This is a genomic window from Pseudomonas sp. EL_65y_Pfl1_R83, from assembly GCF_963970695.1.
Lineage (GTDB): Bacteria > Pseudomonadota > Gammaproteobacteria > Pseudomonadales > Pseudomonadaceae > Aquipseudomonas > Aquipseudomonas tritici.
This window is the reverse complement of the sequence record NZ_CAXAQI010000037.1, coordinates 1-2,077: the sequence shown is the minus strand read 5'-3', so window position 1 is coordinate 2,077 and position 2,077 is coordinate 1. Positions and strand designations below refer to the sequence as shown.

Sequence of the window (2,077 nt, the reverse complement as noted above, 5' to 3'; positions counted from 1 at the left end):
ATCCGCTGGCGCATGTCGATCAGGGGTATCACCGCTTCCGTCGCTATGCCCCGCGTATGCTGCGCTGCCTCCATCTCCAAGCCGCGTCGGTCGCGCGACCCTTGCTGGACGCGGTGATCGCCATCGCCACCAAAGACGCGCTCCCGGCGACCGACGATTTCCTGCGCCCACATTCCAAATGGCGGCGTCAATTGCGGGCGAAGGGCGACGATGATGCGCGCCTCCGAGAAGTCGCGGTCATGTTCCATCTGCGCGACGCGCTGCGCTCGGGTGACATCTGGCTCGACCGCTCGCACCGGTACGGTGACCTTCGCAACGTCCTCGTATCGATGGAAGTCGCGCATGCTGCGAAGCTGGCCGTACCGTCCGATCCGCATGTCTGGCTCGCGGACCGCAAGGCCCGTCTCGCCGATGGCCTCGCCCGGCTCGGTCGCGCCGCGCGCAACGGTACGATCCCGAAAGGCAGCATCGAGGACGGGACGCTGCGCATCGATCGCCTGACCGCCGATGCGCCGGACGGGATCGATGACCTGGTGCTGGACCTTTACCGTCGCCTGCCGCCCATCCGCATCACCGACCTGCTGCTCGAAGTGGACGCCGCGCTGGAGTTCACCGACGCCTTCACCCATCTGCGCACCGGCATACCGTGCGGCGACCGGATCGGCCTGCTCAACGTCCTGCTCGCCGAGGGATTGAACCTGGGCCTGCGCAAGATGGCCGAGGCGTCCAACACCCATGATTACTGGCAACTGTCCCGTCTCGCACGCTGGCATGTCGAAAGCGCGGCGATCGACCAGGCGCTGGCCAACGTGGTCGCCGCGCAAGGCGCGCTGCCGATGGCGCGGGTCTGGGGCATGGGCACCACTGCCTCGGCCGATGGCCAGTTCTACCCCGCCGCGCGGCAGGGCGAGGCGATGAACACGGTCAATGCCCGCTACGGCAACGACCCCGGCATCAAGGCTTATACTCACGTCAACGACCGCTTCGCGCCGTTCGCATCGCGGACCATCCCCGCAACCGTCAGCGAGGCACCCTATCTGCTCGACGGGCTGACGATGAACGAGGCCGGGCGACGGATCGAGGAGCAGTACGCCGACACCGGCGGGTTCACCGTTATGTGGACAGCTTGGCGACGCGGCAGGTTGCCTGTGCTACCATCGCGCAGCTGCCATTTCCGTGAAGGAGGCGGGCCATGTTTGTGGTCAAGCATAGCCGCTCGGGCGGCCCTCTGGTCGAGCTTGTCGACGGAGTCGGCGCGCCTGTGCCACCCGTCCGCGACTATCTCGCCTATCTGGCTGCGCGCGGCTGCTCACCGCATACCGTCAAAGCCTATGCCTATGACCTGCGGCATCTCTTTACCTTTCTACACACCGAGGCGCTCGACTGGACGGCGCTGACGCCGGCCCGCGCCGTTGCTTTTCTCCTGCATCTGCGCACCACGCCGGCACGCGGCAGACACCCTGCCGGCACGGCGCAGGCCGCCGATAGCCGTTTGGCGCCGGCCAGCGTCAACCGCGCGCTGGCGTGCGTGTCGTCGTTCTATGATTGGGCGCTGCTGGCCGGATGCACCAGCGGCACCAACCCGATCGTCAAGGTCGAGGCGCGCGCCGTGCTACGCTCGGTCGATCGGCACCGACCGTTCCTGCAGGGCATCGCATCGGGCGCACCACTCCGCCAGGCGCTCGCCGTCAAGATGGTGCGCCGGGTGCCGCGGCCGCTGTCGGACGAGCAGGTAGCGACGATCGTAACCCTGCTGCGCTGCCGTCGTGACGTAGCGCTTGTCCGCCTCATGCTTGATGGTGGCCTGCGGCCGGGCGAAGCGCTTGCGCTCAAGCTCGAGGACGTCGCCTACGGCCGCAGGCGGATCGTGGTGCGCCAGCGCGACGACCATCCGCGCGGCGTGCGCGCCAAGGGCTGGCGCGAGCGCGTCGTCGACCTGCATGAGCCGGCGACGCTTGCCGCGATCGCCGATTACGTGACCGCCGAGCGCCCGCGCGACACCGGCAGCCCCTACCTCTTCCTCGTCGGCGGCAACGGGGCGCGCCGGGCTGAGCCGCTCTCCTACGCCGCGCTGGCC

The 2,077-nt window shown here is 68.5% G+C and carries 1 protein-coding gene and 1 pseudogene; both read left to right on the top strand.

The window, feature by feature from the left end:
- Positions 1–1,112 (top strand): annotated as a pseudogene (locus AACY08_RS27410) (Tn3 family transposase); the annotation flags it as partial.
- Between the two features lie 149 nt (positions 1,113–1,261).
- A partial coding sequence (locus AACY08_RS27405; RefSeq protein ID WP_339472248.1) for a tyrosine-type recombinase/integrase occupies positions 1,262–2,077 on the top strand: 816 nt, incomplete at its 3' end.